Source organism: Pseudomonas sp. B21-015, assembly GCF_024749285.1.
Taxonomy (GTDB): domain Bacteria; phylum Pseudomonadota; class Gammaproteobacteria; order Pseudomonadales; family Pseudomonadaceae; genus Aquipseudomonas.
Genome location: NZ_CP087196.1, coordinates 1,113,050 through 1,126,398 on the forward strand (window position 1 = coordinate 1,113,050; position 13,349 = coordinate 1,126,398).

The 13,349-nt window shown below is 59.5% G+C and carries 13 protein-coding genes; 6 read left to right on the forward strand and 7 right to left on the reverse strand.

Annotated features, from left to right (window positions below; genetic code table 11):
• Positions 1-4: 4 nt before the first annotated feature.
• On the reverse strand, positions 5-1,729 hold the full coding sequence (locus LOY38_RS05170; protein ID WP_258699097.1) for a tetratricopeptide repeat protein: 1,725 nt from the start codon (positions 1,727-1,729) through the stop codon (positions 5-7).
• A gap of 356 nt (positions 1,730-2,085) precedes the next feature.
• Between LOY38_RS05170 and hemA the strand changes: the two genes are divergently transcribed.
• From hemA to LOY38_RS05200, 6 genes are all read left to right on the forward strand, one after another.
• A complete protein-coding gene (gene hemA, locus LOY38_RS05175) occupies positions 2,086-3,375 on the forward strand; it encodes a glutamyl-tRNA reductase (RefSeq protein WP_258699098.1) in 1,290 nt (429 codons plus the stop codon).
• The gene (gene prfA / locus LOY38_RS05180) at positions 3,372-4,454 is read left to right on the forward strand and encodes a peptide chain release factor 1 (protein ID WP_007939759.1); all 1,083 of its coding nucleotides are present in this window, start codon (positions 3,372-3,374) and stop codon (positions 4,452-4,454) included. Before hemA ends, prfA begins: the two co-directional genes overlap by 4 nt.
• Positions 4,455-5,285, forward strand: a complete 831-nt coding sequence (gene prmC / locus LOY38_RS05185; RefSeq protein ID WP_258699099.1) for a peptide chain release factor N(5)-glutamine methyltransferase — start codon at positions 4,455-4,457, stop codon at positions 5,283-5,285.
• Positions 5,279-6,034 (forward strand): molybdopterin-synthase adenylyltransferase MoeB, encoded by a 756-nt coding sequence (locus LOY38_RS05190; RefSeq protein ID WP_258699100.1) that lies wholly within the window; start codon positions 5,279-5,281, stop codon positions 6,032-6,034. The genes prmC and LOY38_RS05190 overlap by 7 nt, the downstream gene beginning before the upstream one ends.
• On the forward strand, positions 6,027-6,818 hold the full coding sequence (gene murI, locus LOY38_RS05195) for a glutamate racemase (protein WP_258699101.1): 792 nt from the start codon (positions 6,027-6,029) through the stop codon (positions 6,816-6,818). The genes LOY38_RS05190 and murI overlap by 8 nt, the downstream gene beginning before the upstream one ends.
• Positions 6,819-6,931: 113 nt before the next feature.
• Complete coding sequence (locus LOY38_RS05200; RefSeq protein ID WP_258699102.1) at positions 6,932-7,450, forward strand: acyloxyacyl hydrolase; 519 nt, start codon at positions 6,932-6,934, stop codon at positions 7,448-7,450.
• Positions 7,451-7,581: 131 nt separating this feature from the next.
• Here the strand turns inward: LOY38_RS05200 and LOY38_RS05205 are convergent, their stop codons facing one another.
• The 6 genes from LOY38_RS05205 to LOY38_RS05230 all read right to left on the reverse strand — a co-directional run bounded on the left by LOY38_RS05205 (position 7,582) and on the right by LOY38_RS05230 (position 13,304).
• Positions 7,582-7,887: a YkgJ family cysteine cluster protein gene (locus LOY38_RS05205; protein WP_258699103.1), complete on the reverse strand. Its 306-nt coding sequence runs from the start codon at positions 7,885-7,887 to the stop codon at positions 7,582-7,584.
• A 60-nt stretch (positions 7,888-7,947) separates the two neighbouring features.
• A complete protein-coding gene (locus LOY38_RS05210; RefSeq protein WP_258700660.1) occupies positions 7,948-8,721 on the reverse strand; it encodes an SDR family oxidoreductase in 774 nt (257 codons plus the stop codon).
• A 93-nt stretch (positions 8,722-8,814) separates the two neighbouring features.
• On the reverse strand, positions 8,815-10,242 hold the full coding sequence (phrB, locus tag LOY38_RS05215) for a deoxyribodipyrimidine photo-lyase (RefSeq protein ID WP_258700661.1): 1,428 nt from the start codon (positions 10,240-10,242) through the stop codon (positions 8,815-8,817).
• A gap of 34 nt (positions 10,243-10,276) precedes the next feature.
• Positions 10,277-11,218 (reverse strand): MerR family transcriptional regulator, encoded by a 942-nt coding sequence (locus LOY38_RS05220; RefSeq protein ID WP_258699104.1) that lies wholly within the window; start codon positions 11,216-11,218, stop codon positions 10,277-10,279.
• Complete coding sequence (locus LOY38_RS05225; RefSeq protein WP_258699105.1) at positions 11,218-12,180, reverse strand: DUF523 and DUF1722 domain-containing protein; 963 nt, start codon at positions 12,178-12,180, stop codon at positions 11,218-11,220. The genes LOY38_RS05220 and LOY38_RS05225 overlap by 1 nt, the downstream gene beginning before the upstream one ends.
• A 137-nt stretch (positions 12,181-12,317) precedes the next feature.
• Positions 12,318-13,304 carry an NAD(P)/FAD-dependent oxidoreductase gene (locus LOY38_RS05230; RefSeq protein ID WP_007905831.1) on the reverse strand — a complete coding sequence of 329 codons (987 nt, stop codon included), beginning with the start codon at positions 13,302-13,304 and terminating at the stop codon, positions 12,318-12,320.
• Between the last annotated feature and the right edge of the window lie 45 nt (positions 13,305-13,349).

Consider the following 13,349-nt stretch of genomic DNA (forward strand, 5'->3'; position numbering starts at 1 on the left):
AATCTTAAAGAGTCTCTGATCCGGTCAGGCGCTTGATGGTGCTGCGCAGGGTAGGGCTGTCGGGCTGTTCCTTGAGGAACTTGCTCCAGATTTGCTTGGCTTCGCGCTGTTTGCCGTTGGCCCACAGGACTTCGCCCAGGTGAGCGGCGACTTCCTGGTCGGGGAAGCGTTCCAGCGCCTGGCGCAAATAGCGCTCGGCTTCATCGAGATTGCCCAGGCGGAAATTCACCCAGCCGAGGCTATCGAGAACGGCCGGGTCTTCCGGGTTGAGCTGGTGCGCCTGTTCGATCAGGGCCTTGGCTTCGGCGTAGCGCGTGGTGCGGTCGGACAGGGTGTAGCCGAGGGCGTTCAACGCCATCGCGTTGTCCGGGTCGCGCTTGATGATCAGTCGCAGGTCTTTTTCCATCTGCGCCAGGTCATTGCGTTTTTCCGCCTGCATGGCCCGGGTATACAGCAGATTCAGATCGTCCGGGTATTTCTGCAGGGCTTGCTGCAAGACTTTCCAGGCCTTGTCGCCCTGTTTATTGGCAGACAAGGTTTCGACTTCGATCAGGTACAACTGGATCGCATAATCGGGTTGCTCGTCCCGCTGGGCCGCCAGACGGCTTTGGGCTTCGGCGGTCCTGCCGTTGTTCATCAGAATATCGGCCTGACGCAATTGAGCCGGCAGGTAATCGTTGCCCGGCCCGACCTGGGCGTACTCGATCAGCGCGCCTTGAGGGTCGTTACGCTCTTCAGCGATACGCCCCAGATTCAGGTGTGCCGAATCAACGTGGCTTTCCCGAGCGATCAAGTCTTGCAGGTAACCTTTGGCCTCGTCCCAGGCCTTGGCTTCCAGGCAAACCAGGGCCAGGGAGTAACGCAGCTCGTCGTCTTCCGGGTATTGCTGAACCAGGCTTGAGAACTCGACTTTGGCGTCGTCCATGCGATCCTGTTCAACCAGCATGCGCGCGTAGGTCAGGCGCAGGCGTTTGTCGTCCGGGTACTTCTTGATGCTTTTTTGCAGTAGCGGCAAGGCTTCATCGCCACGGCTGAGCCCTTGCAACAGGCGCGCGCGCAGCAGGATCGGCGCGATTTCGCCCTCGTCCGGCGGGTTGTCTTCGAGCAGGGTCAGTGCGCCCTTGGCATCGCCGTCCTGTTGCAACAGCAAGGCTTTGCCGAAAATCAGCTGATTGTTATGCGGGTGACGTTGCAACAAGCGATCAAAACCTTTCATCAGGCCGTTGCGCGTTTCCTGGTCGGTATCGGCCGCGGACAGGGCGAGGAAGTCGAAATGCGTGTCGCCTTTGCCTTGCAGGACTTTCTCCATATAGACCATGGAGTCGTCGTAACGCCCGGCGCGGGCAAGTTGCACGGCAGCCGCCCGTTGCGCTTCAAGATCGTCCGGAGCGTTTTTTGCCCAGATCAGCGCCGTGTCGAGGGCGGCCTGATCGGCGCCCAGGTACTCGGCAATGCGAAATGCCCGCTCGGAGACGCCGGGATCCTGAGTATTGATGGCCTGGGTTACGTAGTTGTCCAGGGCAATGTCGTAACGATTGCGCTGGCCAGCCAGTTCGGCGCTCAACAGGCTAAAGACGGTTTCCTCACTGAACGAGCTGTAAACCTTGGGCTTTTCAGGGGCCGGAGTGCTGTCTTCGACCGGCGGCGTACCGTCCGACGAAACGGGTGCCAAGGCCTGGCAGCCGCTGAGGAAGACAAAAGCGAGGAGCAACGCGGAAGATCTATTCATATAGGAAGAGGACGACTAACCTGCGGTCGGATCATCATGACACAAGCCTTGGGCCAAACATAACCGCCCGGCCAATTTACCCGCGAGCCCAACGCTCGATCTTTCGGCCTTGTACCTGATAATCGCGGGGCGATGCCATTGTAGGCGCTGCCCAAGGCTGCGATCTTCTGATCTTGCTCTTTTAACGGCAAAAGATCGCGGCCTTCGGCAGCGCCTACAGAAGCCTGTCGCCAGTGTGAATAAGAACAGATCGCAGCCAGTGGGGATGTCTACCAAGACGATAGATATCGAGTGGTTGTTCTGGCTCTGTCGAAGTAGGACAATTGTCGGCTTCACGTCACCATCAGCGACCTTGAATGGCCTTCCTTGCACTCGGTATTAACCACAAGACTGCTTCAGTAGACGTCCGCGAGCGCGTGGCCTTTACCCCTGAGCAGCTGGTTGAGGCCTTGCAGCAGCTCTGCCGACTCACCGACAGCCGCGAAGCTGCGATCCTCTCCACCTGCAATCGCAGTGAACTGTATATAGAACAGGATCACCTTTCGGCTGACATCGTGTTGCGCTGGCTGGCCGATTATCATCATTTGAGCCTCGATGAGCTGCGCGCGAGTGCTTATGTGCATGAAGACGATGCGGCAGTTCGTCACATGATGAGGGTCGCCTCCGGCCTCGATTCGCTGGTGTTGGGCGAACCGCAGATTCTCGGTCAGATGAAGTCGGCTTACGCCGTGGCCCGCGAAGCCGGCACCATTGGTCCGCTGCTCGGGCGTTTGTTCCAGGCCACGTTCAATGCGGCCAAACAGGTGCGAACCGACACTGCCATCGGTGAAAACCCAGTGTCCGTGGCGTTTGCCGCGGTCAGCCTGGCGAAACAGATTTTCAGTGATTTGCAACGCAGCCAGGCTTTGCTGATCGGCGCTGGTGAGACCATCACCCTGGTTGCCCGCCATTTGCATGAACTGGGTGTGAAGCGAATCGTGGTCGCCAACCGCACACTGGAGCGCGCGAGCACGCTGGCCGAGCAGTTCGGTGCCCACGCGGTGCTGCTCTCGGATATCCCGGCAGAACTGGTGCGCAGCGACATCGTCATCAGTTCCACCGCCAGCCAGTTGCCGATTCTCGGTAAAGGCGCGGTGGAAAGTGCCTTGAAATTGCGCAAGCACAAGCCGATCTTCATGGTGGATATCGCCGTCCCTCGGGATATCGAGCCGGAAGTCGGCGAGTTGGACGACGTTTACCTGTATAGCGTCGACGATCTCCACGAAGTGGTCGCAGAGAACCTCAAGAGCCGTCAGGGCGCTGCCCAGGCCGCCGAAGAGATGGTGTCGGTCGGTGCCGAAGATTTCATGGTTCGCCTGCGCGAACTGGCGGCGGTGGATGTGCTCAAGGCCTATCGTCAACAAAGCGAGCGCATGCGCGACGAAGAGTTGCTCAAAGCCCAACGCATGCTCGCCAATGGCAGCAGCGCCGAGGACGTGCTGGTGCAACTGGCCCGTGGCCTGACCAACAAACTCTTGCACGCACCGAGCGTGCAATTGAAAAAGCTTTCTGCCGAAGGCCGCCTCGATGCGCTGGCCATGGCCCAGGAACTCTTTGCCCTCGGTGAGGGCTCATCGGATAGCTTTTCGGATAAAAAAACGCAATGAAAGCGTCACTGCTCAATAAGCTGGACATCCTCCAGGACCGTTTCGAGGAATTGACCGCCCTGCTTGGCGATGGCGAAGTCATTTCCGATCAGAACAAGTTCCGTACCTATTCCAAGGAATATGCGGAAGTCGAGCCGATCGTCGACACCTATAAACAGCTTCTCAAAGTGCAGGGCGACCTCGAAGGCGCCCAGGCACTGCTCAAGGACAGCGACCCGGACATGCGTGAAATGGCCGTGGAAGAAGTCCGCGAAGCCAAGGAACGCTTGATCGAACTCGAAGCCAGCCTGCAACGCATGCTGCTGCCCAAGGATCCGAACGACGGTCGTAACGTGTTCCTGGAAATCCGCGCGGGTACCGGCGGCGACGAAGCGGCAATTTTCTCCGGCGACCTGTTCCGCATGTATTCGCGTTACGCCGAGCGACGTGGCTGGCGAGTGGAAATTCTTTCGGAGAACGAAGGCGAACATGGTGGCTATAAAGAAGTCATTGCCCGGGTCGAAGGCGAGAATGTCTACGGCAAGCTGAAGTTCGAATCCGGTGCGCACCGCGTACAACGGGTTCCGGCCACTGAATCTCAAGGCCGCATCCACACCTCAGCCTGCACCGTAGCCGTGTTGCCCGAGCCGGACGAGCAGGAAGCCATCGAGATCAACCCGGCGGATCTGCGGGTCGATACCTATCGCTCCTCCGGTGCCGGTGGTCAGCACGTCAACAAGACCGACTCGGCAATCCGTATCACCCACTTGCCATCCGGTATTGTCGTCGAATGCCAGGAAGAACGTTCTCAGCACAAGAACCGCGCCCGGGCAATGTCCTGGCTGTCGGCCAAGCTCAATGACCAACAAACCAGCGCGGCGGCCAATGCCATCGCCAGCGAGCGTAAATTGCTGGTCGGTTCCGGTGACCGCTCCGAGCGGATCCGTACCTACAACTTCGCCCAAGGCCGGGTCACCGACCATCGGGTCAACCTGACGCTGTATTCGCTCGACGAAATTCTCGCGGGCGGCGTGGATGCGGTGATCGAACCGTTGCTGGCCGAGTACCAGGCCGATCAATTGGCAGCGATAGGTGAGTAAATGACGATCATTGCCAGTTTGCTGCGCGCCGCCGATTTACCTGATTCGCCCACCGCGCGTCTGGATGCCGAATTGCTGCTGGCGGCTGCCTTGGGCAAGTCCCGCAGCTTTCTGCACACCTGGCCTGAGCGTATCGTCCCGAGCGAAGCGGCACTGAAGTTTGCCGAGTATTTGCAGCGCCGCCGTAGCGGTGAGCCAGTGGCCTATATTCTGGGTCAGCAAGGCTTCTGGAAGCTCGACCTGGAAGTCGCGCCCCACACGCTGATTCCGCGTCCCGACACTGAATTGCTGGTGGAAGCTGCGTTGGAACTGTTGCCGGCCACCCCGGCCAAGGTGCTCGATCTGGGCACCGGCAGTGGTGCCATCGCCCTGGCGCTGGCCAGCGAGCGTCCGGCCTGGAAGGTCACCGCCGTGGATCGCGTGCTGGAAGCCGTGGCCCTGGCCGAGCGCAATCGTCAGCGCTTGAACCTGAACAATGCCACGGTATCGAGCAGCCATTGGTTCAGCGCTTTGGGAGGCCAGCGTTTTCAACTGATCATCAGCAATCCGCCTTACATCGCGTCGACCGATCCGCATCTGGTGGAGGGCGATGTGCGCTTTGAACCGGCCAGTGCCCTGGTGGCGGGCGTCGATGGGCTGGACGATCTGCGTCTGATCGTCGCCCAGGCACCGGATTATCTTGAAGCGGGTGGCTGGTTGATGCTCGAGCACGGTTACGATCAAGCTTGCGCGGTGCGCGATTTGCTGCTGACCCGCGGCTTTGAAGAAGTCCACAGCCGTACCGATCTGGGCGGTCACCAACGCATCAGTCTGGGGCGCTTGCCGTGCTGAATGATCAGGAGTTGCTGCGTTACAGCCGGCAGATTCTGCTGCAACACGTCGACATCGACGGCCAATTACGGCTCAAAGAAAGCCGTGTACTGATTGTCGGCCTCGGCGGCCTCGGTTCGCCGGTTGCGCTGTATCTGGCCGCAGCCGGCGTCGGCGAGTTGCATCTGGCGGACTTCGACACGGTCGACCTGACCAATCTGCAACGCCAGATCGTTCATGACACCGACAGCGTCGGCCTGAGCAAGGTCGATTCGGCGATCCGTCGCCTGACCGCGATCAATCCCGAGATTCAGCTGATCGCCCATCGCACTGCATTGGACGAGGATTCGCTGGCCGCCGCCGTTGCTGCGGTGGATCTGGTGCTGGACTGTTCCGACAATTTCTCCACCCGCGAGGCGGTCAACGCCGCATGTGTGGCCGCGCGCAAGCCGCTGGTCAGCGGTGCGGCGATTCGCCTCGAAGGGCAATTGTCAGTATTCGACCCTCGTCGTCCAGAAAGCCCGTGCTACCACTGTTTATACGGGCACGGCAGCGAAGCCGAGTTGACCTGCAGCGAGGCGGGCGTCGTCGGTCCTTTGGTCGGGTTGGTCGGCAGCCTCCAGGCACTGGAAGCGCTGAAACTGCTGGTGGGGTTCGGCGAGCCGCTGGTGGGGCGCCTGTTATTGGTCGATGCCTTGGGCTCACGCTTCCGTGAATTGCGGGTCAAGCGTGATCCGGGCTGCAGCGTCTGCGGGTCGCGCCATGCGTGAAGCGCCGATCGGCGTGTTCGACTCCGGTGTCGGTGGGCTGTCGGTGCTGGCCGAGATCCAGCGTCTGCTACCCAACGAGTCTCTGTTGTATTTCGGCGATTGCGGGAATATTCCCTACGGCGAGAAAACCCCGTCATTCATCCGCCAGCGTTGCAGTGTCATGGCGCAATTCTTTCAGCAGCAGGGCGCCAAGGCACTGGTGCTGGCTTGCAACACCGCGACAGTGGCTGGTGTTGCGGACTTGCGGCGCGATTTCCCCGAGTGGCCCATCGTTGGCATGGAGCCCGCGGTCAAACCGGCCGCTGCGGCGACGCGCAGCGGTGTGGTCGGCGTGCTCGCCACCACCGGTACTTTGCAGAGTGCCAAGTTTGCTGCCTTGCTCGATCGTTTCGCCACTGATGTACGGGTGATTACTCAGCCGTGCCCCGGGCTGGTGGAGCTAATTGAAAATGGCGATTTGCACAGCGAGACGTTGCGTCAGTTGCTGCAAGGGTATGTCGAGCCGTTGCTGGCTGCAGGTGCAGACACAATCATTCTGGGCTGCACGCATTATCCCTTTCTAAAGCCACTGCTTAAGCAAATGCTCCCGCAGGGCATCAGCCTGATCGATACCGGTGCCGCTGTGGCGCGGCAACTTCAGCGTCTGTTGGCCGAGCGTGAGTTGCTGGCCGAGGGGCCTGCCCGCGCCGCACAGTTCTGGTCGAGTGCCGATCCTGCGCATTTCAGAAATATCTTGCCGATACTGTGGAATATGTCTGGTGTTGTGCGAAGCTTCGAAGGGTAGAGATGCGTAGCAAACGAATAATTGGGGGGCTTCTGATTAAACGGCGACTGCATGTCTTTGTTTGTTGAACAGCATAAAAACCATACTAAATTGTTCGGAAAAGGATGTTTCTAATGAAGCGACTATTCTGCTTGGCCGCGATTGCGACCGCGTTGATGGGGCACAGTTTTACCGTGCAGGCGGCGGGGGTGGAGTTCGGGGTCGGCCAGACCAGCGATTCGACCATGACCTACCGACTGGGCATGCAATTCGACTGGGACAAGAGCTGGTTGCAGAGTGACATCGGGCGCTTGACCGGCTACTGGAGCGGCGCTTACACCTACTGGGATGGCGACAAAACAGCGAGCAATCACAGTTTGTCGTTCTCGCCGGTGTTGGTGTACGAGTTTGCCGGTCAGACCATCAGACCCTATGTTGAAGCGGGTATCGGCATCGCGGTGTTCGCCAACACCGAGCTCGAAGATAACAGGCTCGGCAGTGCCTTTCAGTTCGAAGACCGTTTCGGGTTTGGTTTGCGCTTTGCCGACGGACATGAAGTCGGGATTCGCGCCACCCACTACTCCAATGCCGGGCTCAGCAATCCGAACGACGGTGTAGAAAGTTACGCATTGCATTACACAATGCCCTTGTAGGCAGCACTGCACCTTCAGTGTGGGAGCGGGCTTGCTCGCGAATGCGATTTAACATTCAACACTAATGTTGACTGATAGTCCGTCTTCGCGAGCAAGCCCGCTCCCACATTGAATCTTCGGTGGTCTGAGGTTCACCGATACGCCGTCGCAATTCCCTGGCGTTCGCTGATGCATTCCGGTGCGCCCATTTCGAATTCCCGGCAGATCAGCGGACGTTTTTCGTAGATGGTGCACATCATGCTGTTGCGATCCAGCGCGGCGCACCAGCCGTCATCCAGTCGCAGCATGACTTCCCCACCCCAATCGTCTGTATCGATAAAACGCTCGGGCACTCCGGTGTCGGTGATCAGCATGACTTCAAGCTGGCAGCAGCAGGCTGCGCAAGTCGAGCAGGTGACCGCAGGCTCGGCGATTTGTGTGTGAGGAATGGTTTTCATGGCGCGCAGTGTAAGGCAGCGCGCCCACGCTGTGTGAAAGGCCTGACGGACGCTCAGGCTTCACGGCAGATCCTCGATCGGCGGCTTGCTTCGCGCCATGCGCGTGCCGATTGCCAGTGCGGGCTGGTGGGGCTTTTGCGGCAGAGGCCAAAGGACGGGCATGATCAGCTCCGGTAAGCTGATCTCCAGTGGACGATACCTGAGCCTGTCGAAGAGGTATCGCGCAACTTTGCCCGCCGACCAGTTGAGGTGTATCGGAGCCTCGTCCAGGGGGGTATCGATAAAACCTGGGCTGACCACCGTCATTTCGATGTTGTCCGCAGCCATGTCGATGCGCGTGGACTCCAATAGATGACGCAACCCGGCCCTTGAATCACCATAGGATTCGACCCGGGGCAGGGGCAGCCAGGTTACCGAGCTGGCCATGCCCACCAGATGCGGCGCCGTACCCGCCCGCAGCAGGGGCCGGGCGGCTGCGATGCAATAACTGCTGGCAAGCAGGTTGGTACGCACGATGTGCTCGATGATGGATGAGTCGAACTGATTGGCGTTGACGTATTCGCAGGTGCCTGCGTTAAGGATCATGGTGTCCAGAGAACCCCATTCCTTGGCAATTTGCTCGCCGATTTCGCGCACTCTTTGGCCGTTGGTCAAATCCCCCGCAACCATCAGCACTTGTCCGGGATAACGCTGAGACAGGGCTTTCAATGGTGCCATCGAGCGGGAGCTGACGGCCAGATGAGCACCTGATTTGAGTATTTCTTCGGCCAGCGCGGCACCAATACCATTGCTGGCTCCGGTCAACCAATATCGCCTTGGCGGTGTAAGACTCATCCAAAATTCCTTTTTATTAGGCAGTTTTTTTTGGCTCAATACCAATGAGTGTTCATAAGGCAACGCTCCGGTATCAAAATAATTACGTTGCGATCAACCTTGTCGCGACGGCAGGCTCTTATACGCGGCCAGTGCTCGTTCGCGGGAAGTGCTCAGGTTGACGATCGGCGGTGGATAATCCCTTACGCCGAGCAATCCGTCGAGACTCGCCGGGTTGTGCAGGTCTTTTTTATTCAGTTCGTTGAGCTCCGGTAACCAATGCTTGATGAACACTCCTTCAGCATCGAACTTTTCCGACTGGCTCAGCGGGTTGAAAATCCGGAAGTAGGGTGCCGAATCGGTGCCGGTGGATGAACTCCACTGCCAACCGCCGTTGTTCGCCGCCAGGTCGCCGTCAATCAGATGCTGCATGAAAAAGCGTTCGCCTTCACGCCAGTCGATCAGCAGGTTTTTGGTCAGGAACATTGCCACCACCATGCGCAAGCGGTTGTGCATCCAGCCGGTTTCCAGCAATTGGCGCATGGCGGCGTCAATGATCGGAAAGCCGGTACGGGCTTGCTGCCAGGCCTTGAGTTCTTCCGGGGCGTCACGCCAGGCCAGGGCTTCGGTTTCCGGGCGGAAGGCGCGGTGCCGGGAAACCCGTGGGTAGCCCACCAGAATGTGTTTGTAGAACTCGCGCCACAGCAGTTCGTTGATCCAGGTGACGGCACCGACCTTGCCGCTTTGAAACTCCCCCTGATTGCTTCGTAGCGCGGCGTGCAGACACTGACGAGGGGAAAGGACCCCGGCGGCGAGATAGGCCGAGAGCTGGCTGGTGCCGGGTTTTGCCGGGAAGTCGCGTTCGCTGTGGTAATGGTCGATCTGTGCGTCGGCAAAGGTGTCGAGGCGGCGTCGGGCTTCGGTTTCGCCGGCCGGCCAGAGAGCACGCAAGCGGTCGCAGGGTGTATCGAAACCCTCGACACGGGAGGGTGGTTCGTCGTGGTCTATATCGAGCGGAGCCTGGGCAGTGGGTGCAGCGACCAGTCTGGGTAATGACGCGTGCAGCCGTTCGTAGCAGACCTTGCGAAACTGGCTGAAGACCTGGAAGTAAGTGCCGGTTCTGGTCAGTACGGTGCCCGGCTTGAACAGCAGTTGATCGAGATAGCTGTAAAAGTCGATGCCCCAGGCTTTCAGCGTTTGGGCCACCGCCGCATCGCGACGGGTTTCATGAGTGCCGTACTCCTCGTTTGCGTGCACTGCGTCGATCTTCAATTGCTGGCAGAGTTCGAGCAGGACCTTCGGTGCCTCATCCCAGCGGGACGCGTTACGAATCAGCAGCGGGATGTTCAGTGCGTCCAGCGCCTGGCGTAATTCGCTCAGGTTACGCAGCCAGAAATCCACTTTGCACGGCGCGTCGTCATGCGCAAGCCATTGCTGCGGACTCAGCAAATACACCGCCACACTCGGGCCGCGGGCGGCAGCGGCCGAGAGGGCGGTGTTGTCGTGCACACGCAAGTCGCTGCGCAGCCAGATCAATTGCAGGGGGGTGTCCGCACGATTCATTACAAATTCGCCATTAAATAAGCCCACGCTGAATCAGGCCCTGATGGGCCGACAAGGGATCTTCGGCCAGGGACAAATCAGCAATGGCGGTGGTTCTTGCGGACAACTCGGCGTGGTGAATGCATACCGTTGGTCCGGCGATCATTTTTGGGCAACTGATGCCGTTCAGAAGTTTCGGCAACTGCGAAAGATTCATGGCTTTGCTGGAATACAGCAGTACGCCGCGGGCTTGCAGGTGATCAACCGCCAGTGTCAATTCGCCGGCCGGGAGTGGCCAGTCGAAAACTTCCACTGGGCAATCGGTACTGCTGATCAGCCAGGCCGTGAGCCACAGATGAGGCTCCAGCGGCAGGTCCGAATGATTGATCAGCAGCAGCGGCGCGGTGCGTAACTGCCGGTTGTTATGGTAGACCCTCGCGCCGAATTTGCTGCGCAACCAGGAATAAACGAACACCCGCTCCATCTGTGCGCCGAACTGGCCTTGCCAGCGTTGTTCCAGTTCCGCCAGCAACGGCATCAACAGTCGTTCACACAAGGTGCGTGGCGGATACAGCGCCATCGCCTGATTCACCGTGTCATCGAGGGTGCGTTCGGCTAGCTGAGTGACCGCTTGCAGCAGTATCTGGCGCAGCACCAGCCAATCGTTCCCGACGGGTTCGGTAAGCCCCTGAGGCGTGTCGAGCAGTTGTTTGACCTGGCTGACAGCCACGCCGCGATTGAGCCAGGTGAGGATCGTCAGGATCCGTTGAACGTGTTCGGCACGGAACAGCCGATGCCCCTTGGGCGTACGCTGCGGCACGATCAGCCCATAGCGCCGTTCCCAGGCGCGCAAGGTGACGGCATTGACCCCGGTTTGCCGGGCCACTTCACGAATGGGCAGCCAACCAGCATCAAGGGCCTTCTTGAAGTCGGTGCCAAGGTCTTCGCTGGCGCTGGTATCCGGTGGGCTTTTCATTAAATCGCGTTTCGCAGGCTGAGGTTTTCCGGATGCGGTTGCAGGTAAACCTGTTGTGCAATGTATGGATCCGGGTGTTGGCGAAAGTAGTGTTTGAGCAGCGTCAATGGCACCACCAGCGGCACGATGCCCTGGCGATACTGGCCGATGACGTGCTGCACTTCCTGTTTGTCTTCAGGGCTGATGGCTTGTTTGAGATAGCCGCAGAGGTGCTGCAGCACATTGGTGTGGGTGCGGCGTGTGGCGCATTTTTTCAGGGCCGCCATCAGCTCACTGAAATAGCGCGGGCCGAGCACGTCGAGATCGGTCTGGCCCATGTTGCCCAGCAAGTTGCCCAGGGTTTTGTATTGCACCGGGTTGTGGGCCATCAACAGGTATTTGTAGCGCGAGTGAAAGTCAGTGAGTCTGCGTCGGGTCAGGCCTGTGTGCAGCAACTGCTGCCAGGCGCTGTAAGCGAACACGCGGGTGAGGAAGTTTTCCCGCAGCACCGGGTCATTGAGGCGGCCGTCTTCTTCCACTGGTAAATCAGGATGCAACGCGCAGAAGGCTTGGGCGTAGATGCCACGGCTACCGCCGTCCACTGGCGCGCCGTTGGCGTGGTAGACCTTGACCCGTTCCAGCCCGCACGAAGGGGATTTCTGCATGAAGATATAGCCGCAGATGTCGCCCAGTTCCACTGCCATTTTTTGCGCAAACTCGGCCAGCGGCCGGGTGACGTTGATCTCCGGGTGGACGGTGCCGACAGCCTCCGGATGTTCGGGGTTGCCGACCAGGCGGATCGGTTCGCGAGGGATACCCAGGCCAATGGCGACTTCCGGGCACACCGGGACGAAATCGAAATAATCAGAGAGGATGCGGCTGCACAGTGGTGATGCCTTGTGCCCGCCGTTGTAGCGCACCTCGGCCCCCATCAAGCAGGCGCTGATGGCGATTTTCGGTTGGGTCGTCGACTGTGCAGGCATAGGAGCGTCTCGAATCCAGATCTGTACAACATGACTTCATCATAGATTCGAAGGTGTACAAGTCAATTTTTTTGTATAAGTTTTTTGCGGGGCTGCAGCCCATCTCGACAGCAGCAATGGACTGGACTTGATTCAATTCACTGCAGGTGCTCATGCAGACGACGGGCTGCTTCCTGACCACTGAGCCAGGCGCCTTCGACACGGCCGGACAGGCACCAGTCGCCGCACACATACAGTCCCAGATCAGCATCGGCCAGGGCTCCCCATTCATGGCTGCTGGCCGGTCGGGCGTAAAGCCAGCGATGAGCGAGGCTGAACGTCGGAGCAGGCATGGCGTCGTGCAGCAGTTCGGCAAAGGCACCGTGCAATTGCTCGATCACCGCTTCCTTGGGCAGGTCGATATGTTGCCGGCTCCAGGCGCTGGTGGCGTGCAGCACCCAGGTATCGAGGGTGGTGTCGCGTCCCGGTTTGCTGCGGTTGCGCGCCAGCCAGTCAAGAGGACTGTCCTGTACGAAGCAACCTTCGATGGCGGTTTCCAGTGGCGTGTCGAAAGCCAGGGCGACGGCCCAGGTAGGCTCCATTTTTACCCCGGCGGCGGCTCCGGCGAGCTTCGGCGCGGCCGCCAGCAGTGCGGTCGCCTGAGGGGCGGGCGTGGCGATGACGACATGGCTGAACGGGCCGTGAGTGAAACCCTCGGCGTCTTGCAGGTGCCAGTGTTCTTCACCGCGATAGACCTCGGTGATGCGGCAGGCGAAATGCACTTCCAGATCACCGAGCAGGCCGCGCGTGATCGCGCTCATGCGTGGTGTGCCGACCCAGCGTGTCTGTTCGTCCGGCGAAGGTCTGAGCTGGCCGCCGTGAAAGGTATAGAGCTGCGGCGTCCATACGGCGACCCAGCCGTTGGCTTGCCAGCGCTGGACTTCAGTGACGAAGCGACGGTCGCGGGCGGTGAAATATTGCGCGCCCATGTCCAGAGCACCCGCATCGCTGCGCTTGCTCGACATGCGTCCGCCACTGCCGCGGCTTTTATCGAAAAGTTGAACGACATGCCCGGCCTCCGTAAGGGCCTGGGCGGCTGAGAGCCCGGCGATGCCGGTGCCGATGATTGCGATAGGTACAGTCATAGGGGCCTCGTTTACCTTTCTGTACAGACTACGCCGTGGTTCAAA

What these genes read in the sequence shown, in the direction of transcription:
- murI (WP_258699101.1), top strand. Translation starts at nt 6,027, where the DNA reads ATGCGTGAAGCGCCGATCGGCGTGTTCGACTCCGGTGTCGGTGGGCTG.
- LOY38_RS05210 (WP_258700660.1), bottom strand. Translation starts at nt 8,721, where the DNA reads ATGAGTCTTACACCGCCAAGGCGATATTGGTTGACCGGAGCCAGCAAT.
- LOY38_RS05200 (WP_258699102.1), top strand. Translation starts at nt 6,932, where the DNA reads ATGAAGCGACTATTCTGCTTGGCCGCGATTGCGACCGCGTTGATGGGG.
- LOY38_RS05220 (WP_258699104.1), bottom strand. Translation starts at nt 11,218, where the DNA reads ATGAAAAGCCCACCGGATACCAGCGCCAGCGAAGACCTTGGCACCGAC.
- LOY38_RS05205 (WP_258699103.1), bottom strand. Translation starts at nt 7,887, where the DNA reads ATGAAAACCATTCCTCACACACAAATCGCCGAGCCTGCGGTCACCTGC.
- LOY38_RS05225 (WP_258699105.1), bottom strand. Translation starts at nt 12,180, where the DNA reads ATGCCTGCACAGTCGACGACCCAACCGAAAATCGCCATCAGCGCCTGC.
- LOY38_RS05230 (WP_007905831.1), bottom strand. Translation starts at nt 13,304, where the DNA reads ATGACTGTACCTATCGCAATCATCGGCACCGGCATCGCCGGGCTCTCA.
- hemA (WP_258699098.1), top strand. Translation starts at nt 2,086, where the DNA reads ATGGCCTTCCTTGCACTCGGTATTAACCACAAGACTGCTTCAGTAGAC.
- LOY38_RS05170 (WP_258699097.1), bottom strand. Translation starts at nt 1,729, where the DNA reads ATGAATAGATCTTCCGCGTTGCTCCTCGCTTTTGTCTTCCTCAGCGGC.
- prmC (WP_258699099.1), top strand. Translation starts at nt 4,455, where the DNA reads ATGACGATCATTGCCAGTTTGCTGCGCGCCGCCGATTTACCTGATTCG.
- prfA (WP_007939759.1), top strand. Translation starts at nt 3,372, where the DNA reads ATGAAAGCGTCACTGCTCAATAAGCTGGACATCCTCCAGGACCGTTTC.